Annotated in this window: 16 protein-coding genes and 1 pseudogene; 8 read left to right on the plus strand and 9 right to left on the minus strand. The window is 71.5% G+C overall.

All coding sequences use genetic code 11. The features are described from left to right. Positions 1–10: 10 nt before the first annotated feature. Positions 11–343 (minus strand): ATP/GTP-binding protein, encoded by a 333-nt coding sequence (locus tag ACFY30_RS00210; protein ID WP_390660986.1) that lies wholly within the window; start codon positions 341–343, stop codon positions 11–13. Between the two features lie 222 nt (positions 344–565). Between ACFY30_RS00210 and ACFY30_RS00215 the strand changes: the two genes are divergently transcribed. After that, positions 566–1,594: an LLM class flavin-dependent oxidoreductase gene (locus tag ACFY30_RS00215; RefSeq protein WP_390842953.1), complete on the plus strand. Its 1,029-nt coding sequence runs from the start codon at positions 566–568 to the stop codon at positions 1,592–1,594. Between the two features lie 100 nt (positions 1,595–1,694). Here ACFY30_RS00215 and ACFY30_RS00220 read toward each other — a convergent pair whose 3' ends face one another. Next, positions 1,695–2,087: an SCO5389 family protein gene (locus ACFY30_RS00220; protein ID WP_390842954.1), complete on the minus strand. Its 393-nt coding sequence runs from the start codon at positions 2,085–2,087 to the stop codon at positions 1,695–1,697. Between the two features lie 319 nt (positions 2,088–2,406). On the opposite strand from ACFY30_RS00220, the gene nucS reads away from it, so the two are divergent. Then, positions 2,407–3,078, plus strand: coding sequence for an endonuclease NucS (gene nucS / locus ACFY30_RS00225; protein WP_390842955.1), 672 nt, complete (start codon positions 2,407–2,409; stop codon positions 3,076–3,078). A gap of 83 nt (positions 3,079–3,161) precedes the next feature. Here nucS and ACFY30_RS00230 read toward each other — a convergent pair whose 3' ends face one another. Both ACFY30_RS00230 and ACFY30_RS00235 read right to left on the minus strand, forming a co-directional pair. Further along, a complete protein-coding gene (locus ACFY30_RS00230; RefSeq protein ID WP_390842956.1) occupies positions 3,162–5,699 on the minus strand; it encodes an ATP-binding protein in 2,538 nt (845 codons plus the stop codon). A 260-nt stretch (positions 5,700–5,959) separates the two neighbouring features. Further along, positions 5,960–6,283 carry an STAS domain-containing protein gene (locus ACFY30_RS00235; protein WP_020131168.1) on the minus strand — a complete coding sequence of 108 codons (324 nt, stop codon included), beginning with the start codon at positions 6,281–6,283 and terminating at the stop codon, positions 5,960–5,962. A gap of 423 nt (positions 6,284–6,706) precedes the next feature. Between ACFY30_RS00235 and ACFY30_RS00240 the strand changes: the two genes are divergently transcribed. Further along, positions 6,707–7,279, plus strand: a complete 573-nt coding sequence (locus tag ACFY30_RS00240) for a cob(I)yrinic acid a,c-diamide adenosyltransferase (protein ID WP_390842957.1) — start codon at positions 6,707–6,709, stop codon at positions 7,277–7,279. A gap of 7 nt (positions 7,280–7,286) precedes the next feature. After that, positions 7,287–7,478 (plus strand): annotated as a pseudogene (locus ACFY30_RS00245) (transposase); the annotation flags it as partial. Here ACFY30_RS00245 and ACFY30_RS00250 read toward each other — a convergent pair. After that, positions 7,479–8,048, minus strand: a complete 570-nt coding sequence (locus ACFY30_RS00250) for a hypothetical protein (protein WP_390842958.1) — start codon at positions 8,046–8,048, stop codon at positions 7,479–7,481. A 153-nt stretch (positions 8,049–8,201) separates the two neighbouring features. Between ACFY30_RS00250 and ACFY30_RS00255 the strand changes: the two genes are divergently transcribed. The 4 genes from ACFY30_RS00255 (at position 8,202) to ACFY30_RS00270 (ending at position 12,427) form a co-directional block, all read left to right on the plus strand. After that, entirely contained in the window at positions 8,202–9,380 is a 1,179-nt protein-coding gene (locus ACFY30_RS00255; protein ID WP_390842959.1) for a sensor histidine kinase, read from the plus strand. Then, positions 9,377–10,027: a response regulator gene (locus tag ACFY30_RS00260; RefSeq protein ID WP_390842960.1), complete on the plus strand. Its 651-nt coding sequence runs from the start codon at positions 9,377–9,379 to the stop codon at positions 10,025–10,027. The genes ACFY30_RS00255 and ACFY30_RS00260 overlap by 4 nt, the downstream gene beginning before the upstream one ends. 118 nt (positions 10,028–10,145) lie before the next feature. Continuing rightward, positions 10,146–11,969 (plus strand): glycosyl hydrolase family 18 protein, encoded by a 1,824-nt coding sequence (locus ACFY30_RS00265; RefSeq protein ID WP_390842961.1) that lies wholly within the window; start codon positions 10,146–10,148, stop codon positions 11,967–11,969. 209 nt (positions 11,970–12,178) lie between these two features. Beyond that, positions 12,179–12,427 carry a hypothetical protein gene (locus ACFY30_RS00270; RefSeq protein ID WP_390842962.1) on the plus strand — a complete coding sequence of 83 codons (249 nt, stop codon included), beginning with the start codon at positions 12,179–12,181 and terminating at the stop codon, positions 12,425–12,427. Positions 12,428–12,439: 12 nt separating this feature from the next. Here ACFY30_RS00270 and ACFY30_RS00275 read toward each other — a convergent pair whose 3' ends face one another. The 4 genes from ACFY30_RS00275 to ACFY30_RS00290 form a co-directional block, all read right to left on the minus strand. Beyond that, on the minus strand, positions 12,440–12,886 hold the full coding sequence (locus ACFY30_RS00275) for a DUF2550 domain-containing protein (protein ID WP_390842963.1): 447 nt from the start codon (positions 12,884–12,886) through the stop codon (positions 12,440–12,442). 172 nt (positions 12,887–13,058) lie between these two features. Continuing rightward, positions 13,059–13,433, minus strand: a complete 375-nt coding sequence (locus ACFY30_RS00280) for a F0F1 ATP synthase subunit epsilon (RefSeq protein ID WP_390842964.1) — start codon at positions 13,431–13,433, stop codon at positions 13,059–13,061. 130 nt (positions 13,434–13,563) lie between these two features. Beyond that, the gene (gene atpD, locus ACFY30_RS00285; RefSeq protein ID WP_390842965.1) at positions 13,564–15,000 is read right to left on the minus strand and encodes a F0F1 ATP synthase subunit beta; all 1,437 of its coding nucleotides are present in this window, start codon (positions 14,998–15,000) and stop codon (positions 13,564–13,566) included. Continuing rightward, the gene (locus ACFY30_RS00290; RefSeq protein ID WP_390842966.1) at positions 15,000–15,917 is read right to left on the minus strand and encodes a F0F1 ATP synthase subunit gamma; all 918 of its coding nucleotides are present in this window, start codon (positions 15,915–15,917) and stop codon (positions 15,000–15,002) included. Before ACFY30_RS00290 ends, atpD begins: the two co-directional genes overlap by 1 nt. Between the last annotated feature and the right edge of the window lie 21 nt (positions 15,918–15,938).

Raw genomic sequence — 15,938 nt, forward strand, 5'->3', positions numbered from 1 at the left:
GACGGCTTCCTCAGAAGCGAGGCGCGTTACGGGACCGCTGCACCCCCGGGGTGCGGCGGTCCCGCGCGTTCCAGCAGGCCTTGTGCCAGTGCCGGCGTTCGTCGACGCCCGAGTGCTCGGGCCAGGCGACGACGTGCGGGACGCCGCCCGGGATCATCTGGTCGCAGCCGGGGCAGCGGTACGTCTTGCCCTGCGCGCTCGCCCCTGCCACATGCCGCACGCTCCACTCCTCGCCCAGCCAGCTCACCGAGGACTGCCAGCCGCCGTAACGGCTCGCGCGGTCGTCCTCGGCGCTCCGGCCGGACGAGCCCTCACCCTTGGGGCGGTTGCGACGCGGGGACACGGGACACCTCACGGGGCTATACAGGAAGCAGTGTTCCTGTCCAGCCTACGCGGCACCGGCAGGGGTACCCGTAGCGGACCGATCCCCACAAGTCCCCCTCCCTGACGCCCCATTCTGCAGACAATCGGCAAATCTCCCCGCCAGGCCGTGTCCTCGGCACGTGTCAGACGGTTATGCCGGGTGGGGGAGCTCCGTGTCGGAGCCAAGGAAGCAGGAAAGTCCATGCGCGTTGGTAGTTTCGTGTTGGGTGCCCAGTTCCCCGGGCAGGGCCAGGGGGAGGCGCTGCACCGCGCGGTCCGCTCCGCCGAGGTCGCCGAGGAGTCGGGGCTTGACTCGGTCTGGCTGGCCGAGCACCACTTCGTGCCGTACGGCACATGCCCGTCGGCGGTCACCCTGGCCGCTCTGCTGCTGGGCCGCACCCGGCGCATCCGGGTCGGTACGGCGGTGAGCGTGCTGCCCACCGCCCACCCCGTCGCCCTCGGCGAACAGGCCGCGCTGCTGCATCTGACGAGCGGCGGCCGGTTCTCGCTGGGCGTGGGCCGCGGCGGGCCGTGGGTGGACCTGGAGGTGTTCGGGTCGGGCCTGGAGGCGTACGAGAAAGGGTTCCCCGAATCACTCGATCTGCTGGTGCGCTGGCTGCGCGAACCGTCCGTGGGGGCCGACGGGGAGCGCTTCCGGTTCCGTGAAGTCCCCGTCGTACCACGCCCGTCGGAGGCCCTGACGGACACCGAGGGGCCTGAGGTCGTCGTCGCGTGCACCTCGCCGGCGAGCGTGCGGCTGGCCGCCGAGCGCGGACTGCCGATGCTGCTCGGGATGCACGTCGGGGACGAGGAGAAGGCCGAGATGGTCGCCCTGTGGCGGCAGCTCGCGCGCGCGGCGGGCCGGTCCGGGGACGAGATCCGGGCCGCGGCCCATGTCTCGGCCGGCGTCTGCCAGCTCGCGGACCGGCGTACGGACGCGGTGGAGACCCTGGTGAAGGCGATGCCGGGCTGGCTGCGGGAGGGGCTCGACGCCCATGTGACGGTGGACGGCCGCGCCCGCTCCATGCGGGACCCGGTGGCGTACACCGAACTGCTCTGCGGACTGCACCCGGTGGGCACGCCGCGGCTGTGCGTCGACCGCCTCGCGGCGACCAGCGAGCGGACCGGCATCTCGCGCTTCGCCCTGCTGGTGGAGGGCTCGGGCGACCTGGCGGCCACGGAGGAGAACGTACGGCGGCTGGGCGCGGAGGTACTCCCCCACCTCCGCTGACACCCATGCCGAACGGCCCGTCGGGCCGGGAGCTTGCCGCTCCGGTACTGATGGCACCTCCCACGTGAGGAGCGGCAAGCGACAGGCTCACACTGATGCCTCAGCAGTCCCGGAATTCCGGCGACTGGTTCAGCACCTGGCTGCGCACCGAGGTGAAGCGGGCGAGCTTCTCGTCGACTGCCTGGTCCAACGGGAACACCGCCACCCGGTGGCAGTTCTGGAAGGCCAGCCGTACACCGAAGTGCCGCTGCAGGGCGCCGCGTATGGCGTCACTCGCGAGCGCGCGCAGCAATTGCCCGCGCGCCTGCTCGTCCGGCGGGGGCGTCTGGTTGTCGGCGAAGTCTCCGCCGTCCACCTTCAGCTGGGCCACCAGGGAGCTGATCATCTCCCATGCGTAGGGCAGGGAGGTCCGGACGCAGTCGACGAATTCAGCTTCGTCGACCTCGCCTCGCTCGGCCTGTTCGAGTAGGGCCGGTGAGACGTCGAGCGACATGGGTTCTCCTCTCGCACCCCCGAGAGCGCAGGGGTTGCCGGACAGGGCACGGGAGTTCGCCATGCCGAAACACGGCAACGCTGAGTACACGCATCGCGACCTCCCGTTTATACGGTAGGCAACTGACCGTGACGGCACCAGGAGAATGGGCACATAGGCGGTTCCCACGGGGCACACAATCGGCCAGAGTCCGCCGCGGCCCGAATGATCGTTTTCCAGATGAAAAGGGGCGTGCCCCAAGGGGCCACGAGGACGGCGGGGGCGGGAGACGGGCGGGCGAATCGCGTGGGGCGCGAGGTGTCGGATAGCGTTGCCGACCATGCGTCTCGTCATCGCCCGGTGCTCCGTCGACTACGCCGGCCGGCTCACCGCCCATCTCCCCTCAGCCCCCCGTCTCATCCTGGTCAAGGCGGACGGCAGCGTCTCGATCCACGCGGACGACCGGGCCTACAAGCCCCTGAACTGGATGTCGCCGCCCTGCACGCTGAAGGAGGGGACGGGCGACGAGGAAGGCGTCTGGACCGTCGTCAACAAGGCGGGCGAGAAGCTCATCATCACCATGGAGGAAATCCTCCACGACTCCTCGCACGAACTGGGCGTCGACCCCGGCCTGATCAAGGACGGCGTGGAGGCGCACCTCCAGGAACTGCTCGCCGACCGCATCGAGACCCTCGGCGAGGGCTACACCCTCATCCGCCGCGAGTACATGACGGCCATCGGCCCGGTCGACATCCTGTGCCGGGACGCGGAGGGGCGGACGGTCGCGGTCGAGATCAAGCGGCGCGGCGAGATCGACGGCGTCGAGCAACTCACCCGCTATCTGGAGCTGCTGAACCGCGACCCCCATCTCGCCCCGGTCCGCGGCGTCTTCGCCGCCCAGGAGATCAAGCCGCAGGCCCGCGTCCTCGCCGCCGACCGCGGCATCGGCTGCCAGGTCCTGGACTACGACGCCCTGCGGGGGATCGAGGACGACAAGCTGCGGCTGTTCTGAACGGCGGTCTCGTTCCCCGTACGACGGCGAAGGGCCGGGTTCCCGGGAGAGGAAACCGGCCCTTCGTGCTGCCCGGGGGTGTCTCAGATCACCGGGTCCGACGCGAGCGAGGACGACGACGAGGACGCGCTGCTGGGTGAGACCGGCGCGCTGGAGGTCGTACCGCCGGCCGTGGTGCCGGTGGACGGCGGGGTGCTCGGGGTGGAGGACGCCGACGGGGACTGGGACGGCGAGGGCGAGGACGAACTGCCGCCGGAACCCGACGACGACGGACTCGGCGACGAGGAGTGCGAGGGCCTCGGGGACCCCGACGACGAGGACCTGGTGGGAGACGGCGAGGACCCGCCGCTGCCCGACCCCTGCGTGCTGCCCGCCCCCGGTGTGGTGGCCGCCTCGGTCGGCGTCGGATCGTCCGAGGTCCCCATCGTCCCGTCCGGCCCCGGATCCGTCGGCCTGCTGGTGGCCGATCCGGTGTCGCCGGTGCCGGTGCCGGCGCCCGGAGCGTCCTGGTCGATGCCGCCGTCGCCGAGGCCGGTGCTGGCGGAGGGATTCACCCCGCCACGGTCGGTGGGGTCGTGGGCGTCGTTGTCGGAGGTCGCGCCGAGCGTGACGACGGTGCCGAGCACGGCGACGAGCAGCGCGCCCGCGCCGGCCGCGACCAGGTTGCGCCTGGCCAGGCCCCTGAGGCCGCCCCGGTTGTGGTGCGCCGGGGCCGGCGAGGTCACCGGCCGGTGGACGACGGTCTCGGCCTCGGGCGGGTAGGTGGGCAGTGCCGCCTGGATGCCGCGCGGCGGTGACGCCTGCTCCTCGTGGCGGGCGTCGGGCATCTCCTCGCCGGCCGTCGCCAGGGCCAGGCCGGGGATGTCCCCCGAGCGGTCGGCGACGAGGGCGAGGGCGCGGCGGCCGGCGACGGTACCGCGCTTGTCGGTGAGGGCGCCGCGCAGGCCGAGCGAGGCCTCCAGCTCGGAGCGGGCCCGGTCGAGGTCCCCGGCGCACAGCGCGAGGACGCCGAGTTCGTGGTGGAAGTAGGCACGGTCGGCGGACTCCCCGGCGAGCCGGGCCGCCTCGGCGCCCTCGTGCAGGGCGCTCTCCCAGGCGTTCCAGTGCAGTCCCGCGGCGAACGCGGGCGCCGCGGCGCGGGCGAGCCGGACGGCGGTGGCCTCCTCGTCCTCGGCGGGCGGGTTCGTCGTGGGCACCACGAGGGCGAGGGCGGCGAGGACGGCGTCCGCCTCGGCGCAGACCCGCTCGGGGGTGACGGACGGGTGGGCGGCCCACCAGGCGTAGTGCTGGGCGGCGGTCCCGGCGCGGGTCTCGGTGTCGTCGTCGTATCCGGCGGCCTCCAGCTGGGTCTGGACGCCGGCGGCGAGCCGGTAGCGGGTGCCGACCGGGGAGACGAGTCCGCAGGCGACCAGTTCGCCGAGGGCCGCGTCGGCGTGGGTGTCGCCGACCAGGGCGGGCAGATGGGCCTGGTGCGGGACCTCGCCGCCGAGGGCGACGGCGAAGCGCAGGGCGGCGCGGGCGGAGGCGCTGAGGCGGGCGGCGAGCAGCGGGGCGGGCGCCGCGGCCTCGCCGAGGGAGGGCAGAGGTATCTCCTCGGCCTCGCCGGCCCCGGTGTCGACGGACGCGGTGAGCGGGCGGGCGTCCTCGAAGACACCGAACGCGTCCACCGCGTCGACGTTGGCGCGCAGTTGGTCGCGCTGCCGCAGCAGGGCGCCGGCCTGGACGAAGCGCAGCGGCAGGCCCTCGGACTCGAACCAGAGGTCGCCCGCCCAGTTGGCCTCCTCCTCGGTGAGGGTGCGGCCGACGGCGCGTTCGATGACGTCGACGCCGCCCGCGCGGTCCAGGCCGCTGAGGACGACCTCCTCGACGGCGGAGCCGGCGGAGGGCGGCGGGGTGTCGGGGGTGGCGCCGAACAGGAAGGCGCACTCGGGCGTGGCGTCCAGGAGTTCGTCGAGGAGCGCGCCGCCGAAGTCCAGGTCGTCCACGACGACGACCGCGCCGATCTCCCCGACGAGGGCGCGCAGTTCCTCGTCGTCGGGACGGTGGCGGTCGGCGTCGTAGACGGTGTGGAAGAGGTCGTGGAGCAGTGCGGCCGGGGTGCGGCCGAAGCCGGAGAGGCGGACGACGCCGTCGGGGGCGAGGTCCTCGCAGTCCTCGGCGACGAGGTCGAGGAGGCTGGTGCGGCCGGAGCCGGCCGGTCCGACGAGGCGGACGGAGCGGCCGCGGGCGAGGAGGCGGACCAGTTGTTCGCGCTCGTCCTGGCGGCCGAGCAGCGGCTGCGTGGGCGCGGTGGGGCCGGCGGGGGCGGGCGGCCGGGCGGTCTGCTCGAACTCGGCGCGCTGCTCGGGGGTGCGCTTCGCGGGGCGCTCGGGCCGCTCGGTGGGCGGGCAGAGTTCGATCTCGCTGCCGTCCACGGGGTTGACGGTGAGCAGGTGTTCGCCGGCGACCACGCGCACCGTGCGGGCGCGGCCCGGGGTGTGCTGGCCGAAGTCGGGTGTGAGGGGGTCCCTGGACGGGCGGGGGCGCGGCGTCTGGCCGCTCCCGGTCTCGAATGCGTTCGACCGGGAGGCGGCGCCGTCGTCCTGGCCGTACTCCTCGGGTCCCCGGGTGTTCGGGTCCATGGGTCCAAGCCCCCCAAAAAGCGTCGTGTGGCGGTAGCCCCTCCCGGCCTTGCTGCACACTGCGCTGTCGCTTCTGGTCCGGTGCCCGCTCGAGGGCTGCGGGCGGCGGGCAGACGAACCGTAAACCTTGGCCCAGTATCTACGACAGTCCGGGGTGCCGGGCCGTCCGAGACGTCACAGTCCGGTGAGGATTGCGCCGCCGGGTGATTCCGCCGCAGGCCACCCGGCCTGTGCACGACGGACCCGCCTCTTCCGGTTTGTCACACCCGGGGCAGGGACTCCACTCCGATACCGCCCTCGATCGCCAGGATCCTGTGCAGCCGGGTGGCCACCAGCAGGCGCTGCATCTGCGGCGGTACGCCGCGCAGCACCAGACGCCGGCCGCAGCGGCCGGCCCGCCGGTGGACGCCCATGATGACGCCGAGTCCGGTGGCGTCCCAGGAATCCAGTTCGGACAGGTCGAGCACCAGGTCGCCGACGCCGTCGTCCACGGCCGTGTGCAGGGCCGTGCGGGCGTCCGCCGCGCTGCGCACGTCGAGGCGGCCCCCGACGACCAGCTCGACGTGGTCGCCCCTGATGTGCATAGCGCTCCCCTAAGCGTGCGTCTCGTGCTCCGCGGTGTGATGTCCGGTGTTGCATGCTCTGACTGCGCGAAGCGGTCAGAGGTTGCCGTCTGTGAGCGATCCGATACCGAATTCACCCGCAGGGGTGAGACCCCTGAGGCCTGTGCGGTTTCAGTGCTTGTAGTTAGCCCTGCCCGCTCTCGCGTCCGATGTCACCGGCGTCAACCATCCGGCGCATCGGCCGTATGGCTCTCGGCCGGAGACTAGCGGTCGTGAGGCGCTGCGTGACCGGTTAGTAACGCGTCTCACGTCTCACGGCGTGAGACGCCGGTCACGTCGTCAATTCCTGTCCGATACAGGGCCATTCCCGCCGATTGAACCCGTACTGACCTGCCGTGACGCATCGAGCGGAGCGGATCGGCGGGAACGGTCTAGATTGGCCGCATGGTCAACCTGACGCGCATCTACACGAAGACCGGTGACAAGGGCACCACCAACCTCGGCGACATGAGCCGGGTCGCCAAGACCGATCTCAGGATCGCCGCGTACGCCGACGCCAACGAGGCGAACGCGGTCATCGGTACGGCGATCGCGCTGGGCGGCCTCGCCGAGGACGTCGTCGAGGTCCTCACCCGGGTCCAGAACGACCTGTTCGACGTGGGCGCGGACCTGTCGACGCCGGTGGTGGAGAACCCGGAGTTCCCGCCGCTGCGGGTCGAGCAGTACTACGTCGACAAGCTGGAGGCGGACTGCGACCGCTTCAACGAGCGGCTGGAGAAGCTCCGCTCGTTCATCCTCCCCGGCGGCACCCCGGGCGCGGCCCTGCTCCACCAGGCCTGCACGGTCGTACGCCGCGCCGAACGCTCCACCTGGGCCGCCCTGGAGGTCCACGGCGAGGCGATGAACCCGCTCGCCGCGACCTACCTCAACCGCCTGTCGGACCTCCTGTTCATCCTGGCCCGCACGGCCAACAAGGCCGTCGGGGACGTGCTGTGGGTGCCGGGCGGGGAGCGCTAGGCCGCGTCTGCACCGTGGGGCGGGCGTCGGCCTGTTCGTGGTGCGTCGTCACGAGCTGACCGATGAGCCGTGGGCGGTGACCGAGCCGTTGCCGGCTCCGCCGCGGACGGGCCGGCCGGTGCGGGACCGTCGTCGGGCGGTCAACGGGATCCTGTGGAGACGGTCCACGGGGACCGCCCGGCGGGATCTGCCTGAGCGCCTAGCGCAGGCCGGCCGGCTCACGGTCCGCTTCGCCCTGCGGACGCCGCTTCGGGAAGACGGTGTAACTCGCGGCGATGACCAGGTTGACGCCGACGACGAACAGCATCCGCTGCTGCCACACCCTCAGCGAGCCGGTCTCGCCGTCGCCGCCGACGTACCAGACGGCCGCCTGCAGCAGGGCCACGGCGACCAGCGCGGCGAGGATCCAGCGGCCCGCGACCTTCCATTCGTGGACGGCGCGGGCCGTTCCGTACTTCGGCGGCCGCGCGGGCGGCGGGCCGCCGGCGAAGCGGTGGGCGACCCGGGCGTCGGCCCACCGGATCGTGGAGTGGCCGAGGCCCACGGTGAAGCCGATGTAGACGGCGGCGAGGCCGTGCCGCCAGTCGGGCTCGGCTCCGTTCCTGAGGTCGACGGCGCTCACGGCGAACAGCACGGCCTCCAGCAGCGGTTCGCACCACAGCAGGACCAGTCCCAGCCTCGGCATCCGGAACACGTACCGGCAGGCCAGTCCGGCGGCCAGCAGCACCCAGAAGGCCACCTCGCAGGCGATGACCAGTGCGACGATCACGGTTCGCTCCTCTCGGTCGCCTTTCCAGGCTCCCGCCGCGCGCGGCCGGCTTCGTCGTCGCCGGCGACGAACCCGGAGTACATCGAAAGATGCAGTACGGGACCGTTCCCCGGGAGCAGGCGGGCAGAGCGCGGGGCGTGTTGGATGGAGGGCATGGCCGTACGACGACTGCCCCGCCCGCACCGTTTCGACGTGTGGATCGCGGTCGGGGGGCTCCTCGGCGGGCTGCTGCTGGCGATCATCGGGCTGGGCACCCGGCCGGCCGACGATCCCCTCACCCTCTTCGACGGCCCCTGGCCGCTCCTGCTGCCGCTGACCGTGATGGCCGGCTGCGAACTGCTGCGCCGGACCGCCCCGCGCACGGCTCTGATCGTCGGCAGCGTCGCCGTGACCGCGGACCTGGTGACCCAGGGCAACCTGTCCACCGTGCTGATGTTCACCGACGTCATGTACGCGGCCGTCCTGTACGGCCCGCTCGCCTCGGCCCGCCGCATCCAGTGGATCACCGGGCTGCTCACGGTGGCCGGGACGGTCGTGCCGTTCGCGGTGTGGCGGGTGCCGGAGGCGCTGCTGATCGGCGTGGTCGTCGGCGTCGTGGCCTACGCCCCCGCCTCCACCGGCTGGATCGTGCGCAACCACCGCGACGCCGCCGAGGCCGCCCGGCTGCGGGCCGAACAGACCGCGCTGCTGGCCGAGACGGACCGCGTCCAGGCAGTCACGGCCGAGCGTGCGCGCATGGCGCGGGAGTTGCACGACATGGTCGCCAACCACCTCTCCGCGATCGCCATCCACTCCACGGCCGCGCTGTCCCTCGACGAACCGGAGACCTCCCGGCAGGCGCTGACCGTCATCCGGGAGAACAGCGTCGACGGGCTCGCGGAGATGCGGCGGCTGATCGGGATCCTGCGCGACGGCAGCGGGGACCGCGAGCCGGCCGCGGCGCCCACGCTCGACGGCGTGGCGGCCCTGGTCGACGGCGCCCGCGCCAACGGCCTGGACGTCACGCTCGACAACCGGCCCGGCGAGGTCCCCTCCCCCGTGGAACTCGCCGCCTACCGCATCGTCCAGGAGTCGCTGACCAACGCCCTCAAGCACGCCCGCCCCGGCCGGGTCACGGTGTGCCTCGCCCGGCGCGACGGTGTGCTCGACGTCCGGGTGAGCAGCCCGTACGGTCCCGTGGACGGTCCGCGCGCCCCCGGTTCCGGGGCCGGTCTCGTCGGGATGCGGGAGCGGGCGGCGCTGCTGGGCGGCACGTTCGAGGCCGGGCCGGAGGGCGCCCTGTGGACCGTACGCGCCGCGCTGCCCCTCATCGAAGGAGACCACCGCTCATGAGCCGTGCCATCCGTGTCCTCGTCGCCGAGGACCAGTCCGCCGTCCGTGCGGGGCTCGTCCTGATCCTGCGCAGCGCGCCCGACATCGAGGTGGTCGGGGAGGCGGCGGACGGGGAGCGGGCGGTGGCACTGGCCCGGGAACTGCGGCCCGATCTGGTGCTGATGGACGTTCAGATGCCGCGCCTCGACGGGGTGGCGGCGACCCGGAAGGTGGTCGAGGAAGGGCTCGCGGACGTCCTCGTGCTGACCACCTTCGACCTCGACGAGTATGTGTTCGGGGCGTTGCGGGCGGGCGCGGCCGGGTTTCTGCTGAAGAACACGGAGGCGCGGGACCTGCTGACGGCGGTCCGTACCGTGGCCGCCGGTGAGGGGCTGATCGCCCCGGCCGTCACCCGGCGCCTGATCGCCGAGTTCGCCGCCAGGCCGGTACGGCGGCCCACCGTCGACCCCGCCATCCTCGACGCCCTCACCCGGCGCGAGCGCGAGGTGCTGGCCTGTCTCGGGGAGGGCCTGTCCAACGCCGCGATCGCCCGGCGGCTGGACATGGCGGAGGCGACGGTCAAGACGCACGTCAGCCGGTTGCTGGGGAAACTGGAGCTGCGCAGTCGGGTCCAGGCGGCCGTACTGGCTCAGGAGTGGGGGGTCTGACCGCCGTATACGAGAGTGGTCCAGACCTATTGACCCATGGTCCAGACCTTTCTATTCTCGCGGCACTGTGGGTGCGAAGGCTCAGTCGCGCCCCCCAACTCCCCATAGGAGGCGCAGAATGCGCTTCGGACACAGAGCAGCGGCCGGGGTCGCGACCCTGCTGCTCCCGCTGGCCGGACTGGTCGGCCTCGCCAGCCCCGCCCAGGCCGCGACGACCGCCACGGCCACCTACGCCAAGACCCAGGACTGGGGCACCGGCTTCGAGGGCAAGTGGACCGTGAAGAACACCGGCACCACGGCCATCAGCTCCTGGACGGTCGAGTGGGACTTCCCCTCCGGCACGTCCGTCACCTCCGCCTGGGAGGCCGACGTCACCTCCTCCGGCACCCACTGGACCGCCAAGAACAAGTCCTACAACGGCTCCCTCGCCCCCGGCGCCTCGGTCTCCTTCGGCTTCAACGGCGCGGGCTCCGGCTCCCCCGCCAACTGCAAGCTCAACGGCGACAGTTGCGACGGCACGACGGTGCCGGGTGACGCCTCCCCGTCCGCGCCGGGCACCCCCACCGCCTCCGGCATCACGGACACCTCGGTGAAGCTGGCCTGGTCCGCCGCCACCGACGACAAGGGCGTCAAGAACTACGACGTCCTGCGCGACGGCGCCAAGGTCGCCACCGTGACGGCCACCTCGTACACCGACACCGGTCTGACCGCCGGCACCGACTACTCCTACACCGTCCAGGCCCGCGACACCGCCGACCAGACCGGACCGGTCAGCGGCGTGGTCGCCGTGCACACCACGGGCGGCACCACCCCTCCCCCGACCACCGGCTCCAAGGTCAAGCTCGGCTACTTCACCGAGTGGGGCATCTACGGCCGCAACTACAACGTCAAGAACCTGGTGACGTCCGGCTCGGCCGCGAAGATCACGCACATCAACTACGCCTTCGGCAACGTCACCGGCGGCAAGTGCGCGATCGGCGACTCCTACGCCGACTACGACAAGGCGTTCACCGCCGACCAGTCCGTCAGCGGCGTCGCCGACACCTGGGACCAGCCGCTGCGCGGCAACTTCAACCAGCTGCGCCAGCTGAAGGCCAAGTACCCGAACATCAAGGTGCTGTGGTCCTTCGGCGGCTGGACCTGGTCCGGCGGCTTCGGCCAGGCCGCGGCGAACCCGGCCGCCTTCGCCCAGTCCTGCTACGACCTGGTCGAGGACCCGCGCTGGGCCGACGTCTTCGACGGCATCGACATCGACTGGGAGTACCCGAACGCCTGCGGTCTGTCCTGCGACACCTCCGGCGCCGCGGCATTCAAGAACCTGATGTCCGCGCTGCGCGCCAAGTTCGGCGCGAACTACCTGGTCACGGCGGCCACCACGGCCGACGGCTCATCCGGCGGCAAGATCGACGCCGCCGACTACGCGGGCGCCGCGAGCTACGTCGACTGGTACAACGTGATGACGTACGACTTCTTCGGCGCCTGGGCCGCCCAGGGCCCGACCGCCCCGCACTCCCCGCTCACCTCCTACAGCGGCATCCCGACGGCCGGCTTCACCACGGCCGACGCGATGGCCAAGTTCAAGGCGAAGGGCGTCCCCGCGAGCAAGCTGCTCATCGGCATCGGCTTCTACGGCCGCGGCTGGACCGGCGTCACCCAGGACGCCCCCGGCGGCACCGCCACGGGCCCGGCGGCCGGCACCTACGAGCAGGGCATCGAGGACTACAAGGTCCTCAAGACGTCCTGCCCCGCCACCGGCACCGTCGCGGGCACGGCCTACGCGAAGTGCGGCAGCAACTGGTGGTCCTACGACACTCCCGCCACGATCGGCACGAAGATGGCGTGGGCCAAGACCCAGGGTCTGGGCGGCGCGTTCTTCTGGGAGTTCAGCGGTGACACCGGCAACGGAGAGCTGGTGAGCGCCATCAGCAGCGGACTGGGCTGATCCCTCCCCCGCTCCCCGTGTGCGCGTCGCGGGCGGACCTCCGGGTTCGCCGGCGGCGCGCACCGTCCGTTCGCGCGCCCCTGGGCGCACGCCTCGCAGGGACCTTCGGCCCTGCGCCGGTGGGCCCCTCGACCGGTGGAGCGGGCCCGCGCGCCGGGGACACTGTAGGTCTCAGAACGGTGATCGGACCATCTCACTCGGGGGAGATCATGAAGCGCAGGCCCGGCAGGAACAAACCACGCCCCAGCGGGGTCAGGGGCCTGGCACGGCCCAGAGCGGGAACCCTCGGGGTCTTCGCCGGAACCACCGCGGCCGCCCTGCTGGCGGCCACCTGTCCCGTCACCGTCACGGTGACGCTCAACCCGCGGACCGGCCCGGTCGTCGTGAGCCGGGACAGCGGCCCGACGCAGCCCGACCTCGGCCGGGTACGGCCGCAGTGCCCTCTCGAGCGGGCTTAGAAGCGCCGGCCCTCAGGCCACGTTGACCCGCTGCCCGGGCGGAGCCGCTTCCAGCCAGGCGAGGAACCCGGTCAGCGCGTCCTCGCTCATCGCGAGCTCGAGACGCGTCCCGCGATGGGTGCAGGCGAGGACGACCGCGTCGGACAGGAGCGCCAGCTCCTCCTCGCCCTCGGGCAGCCGCCGGCCGGCCACCTCGATCGAGGCACGCTCCAGGACGCGGCGGGGGCGGTAGGCGTAGGAGAAGACGCGGTACCACTCGATGCGGTCGCCGTTGTAGCGGGCGACGCCGTAGCTCCAGCCTTTTCCGCTGGTGTCGGGTTTCTCGGGGAGGTCCCAGCGCAGGGAACAGTCGAAGGTGCCGCCGGAACGCTGGATGAGTCTGCGGCGCAGACCGAAGACGAACAGCCCCAGCACCACCAGGGCCACGACGATTCCGCACACAGTCAGAGCGAGGACCATCGACACCGACCTCCTCGTCTCCTAGGTACCGAAATATAGGTAACGGAACGGAAAAAACATCCATATCTGCCTCAGCCGCGACCGGCTCCGGATTGCTCCGGTGCCGACCGCGGCTGAGTGACGTCGCAGCTCCGCTCTCCAGACCTCAGGGGCCTGGGACGGGCCTCCGGCTTCAGCGCGTGGCCGCCGCTCGCAGGCGTACGTCCGCGCGACGCTGGGCGGCGGCGTCGGCGTCCGACTTCGCCCGCTCCAGCGCCCGCTCGGCGCGCTGGACGTCGATCTCGTCCGACAGCTCGACGATCTCGGCCAGCAGCGACAGCTTGTTGTCCGCGAACGAGATGAAACCGCCGTGCACCGCGGCGATGACGGTTCCACCATCACTCGTACGGATGGTCACCGGGCCCGACTCCAGCACACCGAGCAGCGGCTGGTGACCGGGCATGACGCCGATGTCGCCGGACGTGGTGCGCGCGACGACCAGGGTGGCCTCGCCGGACCAGACCTCTCGGTCGGCCGCGACCAGCGCGACGTGCAGCTCAGCAGCCAAGGTGGCTCCTCGGGTCACCACCCGGCGGTTCTGCCGGGTGTTGGTTACAAGTCTAGTGGGCGTGAGAGAGGGGGCGGGACGCGCCCGCCCCCTCACACGAACTCAGAGCTCCGAACCCGGAGGTCCGGGTTCAGGAGACGCCCAGCTCCTTGGCGTTGGCCTTGAGGTCCTCGAGGCCACCGCACATGAAGAACGCCTGCTCCGGGAAGTGGTCGTACTCGCCGTCGCAGATCGCGTTGAAGGCCGCGATCGACTCGTCCAGCGGGACGTCCGACCCGTCGACGCCGGTGAACTGCTTGGCGACGTGAGTGTTCTGGGACAGGAAGCGCTCCACGCGACGGGCACGGTGGACGACGAGCTTGTCCTCCTCGCCGAGCTCGTCGATACCGAGGATCGCGATGATGTCCTGGAGGTCCTTGTACTTCTGCAGGATCGTCTTGACGCGCATGGCGGCGTCGTAGTGCTCCTGCGCGATGTAGCGCGGGTCCAGGATGCGGGACGTGGAGTCCAGCGGGTCCACGGCCGGGTAGATGCCCTTCTCGGAGATCGGACGGGAGAGAACCGTCGTCGCGTCGAGGTGGGCGAAGGTGGTGGCCGGGGCCGGGTCGGTCAGGTCGTCGGCGGGGACGTAGATCGCCTGCATCGAGGTGATCGAGTGACCGCGGGTCGAGGTGATGCGCTCCTGGAGGAGACCCATCTCGTCGGCCAGGTTCGGCTGGTAGCCCACCGCGGAGGGCATACGGCCGAGCAGGGTCGACACCTCGGAACCGGCCTGCGTGAAGCGGAAGATGTTGTCGATGAAGAACAGCACGTCCTGCTTCTGGACGTCACGGAAGTACTCCGCCATCGTCAGACCCGCGAGGGCCACGCGCAGACGGGTGCCCGGGGGCTCGTCCATCTGGCCGAAGACCAGCGCGGTCTTGTCGATGACGCCCGAGTCGGACATCTCCTCGATGAGGTCGTTGCCCTCACGGGTGCGCTCACCGACGCCGGCGAACACGGAGACACCGTCGTGGTTGTTGGCGACGCGGTAGATCATCTCCTGGATGAGCACCGTCTTGCCGACGCCGGCGCCGCCGAACAGACCGATCTTGCCGCCCTTGACGTACGGGGTCAGCAGGTCGATGACCTTGACGCCGGTCTCGAACATCTCGGTCTTCGACTCGAGCTCGTCGAAGTTCGGGGCCTTGCGGTGGATGGACCAGCGCTCGCCGTCGTACTTCTCGTCGACGTTCAGCACCTCACCGAGGGTGTTGAACACCTTGCCCTTGGTGAAGTCGCCGACCGGGACGGTGATGCCCGTGCCGGTGTCGGTGACCGGGGCCTGGCGGACCAGGCCGTCGGTGGGCTGCATGGAGATGGTGCGGACCAGGCCGTCACCCAGGTGCTGGGCGACCTCCAGGGTCAGGATCTTCTTCTCGCCCGCGTTGGCCGGGTCGGCGACCTCGACGTGCAGCGCGTTGTAGATCTCCGGCATCGCGTCGACGGGGAACTCCACGTCGACGACCGGGCCGATGACCCGGGCGACGCGGCCCGTGGCCGTCGCGGTCTCAACAGTGGTGGTCATTAGCGGTCACTCCCCGCGGTCGCGTCGGCCAGGGCGCTCGCGCCACCGACGATCTCGCTGATTTCCTGGGTGATTTCGGCCTGGCGGGCCGCGTTGGCAAGCCGGGAGAGGCTCTCGATGAGCTCACCGGCGTTGTCGGTGGCCGACTTCATCGCGCGCCGCGTGGCGGCGTGCTTGGAGGCCGCCGACTGGAGAAGCGCGTTGTACACGCGGCTCTCCACATAGCGCGGCAGCAGGGCGTCGAGGACGTCCTCCGCCGACGGCTCGAAGTCGAACAGCGGGAGGATCTCGCCCTGCGGCTTAGCCTCCTTGGCCACCTCGTCGAGGCTGAGCGGCAGCAGACGGTCGTCGAGGGCCGTCTGCGTCATCATCGAGACGAACTCGGTGAAGACGATGTGGATCTCGTCCACGCCGCCCTCGGCCGTGTCCTTCTCGATGGCCTCGATCAGCGGAGCCGCGACCTTCTTGGCGTCCGCGTACGTGGGCTCGTCGGTGAAGCCCGTCCACGACTCCGCGACCTTGCGCTCACGGAAGTTGTAGTGGGCGACACCGCGCCGGCCGACGATGTACGTGTCGACCTGCTTGCCCTCGGCCTCGAGGCGTGCCGTCAGCTGCTCCGCGGCCTTGATGGCGTTGGAGTTGAAGGCGCCGGCGAGACCACGGTCGCTCGTCAGGAGCAGCACCGCGGACCGCGTGACCGTCTCGGCCTGCGTGGTCAGCGGGTGCTTGGTGTTCGAGCCGGTACCGACCGCAGTGACCGCGCGGGTGAGCTCGGCCGCGTAGGGCGTGGACGCCGCCACCTTGCGCTGCGCCTTGACGACGCGCGAGGCGGCGATCATCTCCATCGCCTTCGTGATCTTCTTGGTCGCGGTGACGGATCGGATGCGACGCTTGTAGACCCGGAGCTGTGCTCCCATGAGTCAGGTCCCTTCCTTTAC

The sequence above is a fragment of the Streptomyces sp. NPDC000345 genome (genome assembly GCF_042898825.1).
Classification (GTDB): Bacteria; Actinomycetota; Actinomycetes; order Streptomycetales; family Streptomycetaceae; genus Streptomyces.

Coding starts and splice junctions, on each gene's coding strand:
- ACFY30_RS00215 (WP_390842953.1), top strand. CDS start 566: ATGCGCGTTGGTAGTTTCGTGTTGGGTGCCCAGTTCCCCGGGCAGGGC.
- ACFY30_RS00220 (WP_390842954.1), bottom strand. CDS start 2,087: ATGTCGCTCGACGTCTCACCGGCCCTACTCGAACAGGCCGAGCGAGGC.
- nucS (WP_390842955.1), top strand. CDS start 2,407: ATGCGTCTCGTCATCGCCCGGTGCTCCGTCGACTACGCCGGCCGGCTC.
- ACFY30_RS00230 (WP_390842956.1), bottom strand. CDS start 5,699: ATGGACCCGAACACCCGGGGACCCGAGGAGTACGGCCAGGACGACGGC.
- ACFY30_RS00235 (WP_020131168.1), bottom strand. CDS start 6,283: ATGCACATCAGGGGCGACCACGTCGAGCTGGTCGTCGGGGGCCGCCTC.
- ACFY30_RS00240 (WP_390842957.1), top strand. CDS start 6,707: ATGGTCAACCTGACGCGCATCTACACGAAGACCGGTGACAAGGGCACC.
- ACFY30_RS00255 (WP_390842959.1), top strand. CDS start 8,202: ATGGCCGTACGACGACTGCCCCGCCCGCACCGTTTCGACGTGTGGATC.
- ACFY30_RS00260 (WP_390842960.1), top strand. CDS start 9,377: ATGAGCCGTGCCATCCGTGTCCTCGTCGCCGAGGACCAGTCCGCCGTC.
- ACFY30_RS00265 (WP_390842961.1), top strand. CDS start 10,146: ATGCGCTTCGGACACAGAGCAGCGGCCGGGGTCGCGACCCTGCTGCTC.
- ACFY30_RS00270 (WP_390842962.1), top strand. CDS start 12,179: ATGAAGCGCAGGCCCGGCAGGAACAAACCACGCCCCAGCGGGGTCAGG.
- ACFY30_RS00275 (WP_390842963.1), bottom strand. CDS start 12,886: ATGGTCCTCGCTCTGACTGTGTGCGGAATCGTCGTGGCCCTGGTGGTG.
- atpD (WP_390842965.1), bottom strand. CDS start 15,000: ATGACCACCACTGTTGAGACCGCGACGGCCACGGGCCGCGTCGCCCGG.
- ACFY30_RS00290 (WP_390842966.1), bottom strand. CDS start 15,917: ATGGGAGCACAGCTCCGGGTCTACAAGCGTCGCATCCGATCCGTCACC.